1 protein-coding gene is annotated in these 824 nt (G+C 34.8%); it reads left to right on the top strand.

The annotated features are described in order from the left end of the window. The coding region (locus IM317_RS23700; protein WP_193362552.1) for a glycosyltransferase family 2 protein at window positions 1-791 on the top strand (791 nt) is incomplete at its 5' end. Window positions 792-824: the final 33 nt, after the last annotated feature.

Here is an 824-nt window from a genome sequence, read left to right as displayed (position 1 = left end):
GTGTAGATAAATCTGATGATGATACTTTTGAACTATGTAAAGCATATGCTGAACAGGATCATCGGCTAACAGTATTAGATTATGGTGAACGATTTGGTGGCGCAGGGCCAAATTTTTATAGATTAATTCGAGATGTAGATTTTTCGAAATATGATTATATATCGTTTTCAGATCAGGATGACATTTGGTTTGAAAACAAACTCTATACTTCCATATGCAATATAATTTCAAGCAATGCTCATGCATATTCAAGCAATATCATTGCATTCTGGGAGGATGGCCGAAAATGTTTGATTGACAAGGCTCAAAAGCAAGTAAAGTATGACTATTTATTTGAAGCGGCGGGCCCCGGTTGTACTTATGTGTTGACTAATGAGTTGTGCAATAGCTTTAAAAAGTTTTATTTAATGCATTCAGATGAAGTGGGAAAAGTCACGCTTCATGATTGGATGATTTATGCTTATGCAAGAAATCGTGGTTTCAAATGGATTATAGATAAACAACCATCTATGCTATATCGGCAACACGCGAACAACCAAGTTGGTGCTAATAATAGTATCCGAAGTGCTGCTAAACGGTCAAAGAAAGTTTTTGACCGATGGTATGCCGGAGAGATCATAAAAATAGTAGTTTTATTAGAAATGGATAAGAGCTCTATTGGGAAGCATCTTATAAATGGTGGTTTTTTTGATAATGTAATTCTTGCTTTTCAAGTGAACAAACTCCGCAGACGTTTCCGTGATAGATTTGCTCTTTTTATTTTTTGCCTTGCTGGCTTGATTAGAATGTGATGTTTTTTTTCTAAATTTACCAATATGTAACAT

Source organism: Enterobacter cloacae complex sp. S3 (genome assembly GCF_014930495.1).
In the GTDB taxonomy this organism is placed as follows: Bacteria; Pseudomonadota; Gammaproteobacteria; order Enterobacterales; family Enterobacteriaceae; genus Enterobacter; species Enterobacter asburiae_B.
Note: the sequence above shows the minus strand (reverse complement) of the source record. Positions and strands in the feature narration are given on the sequence as shown.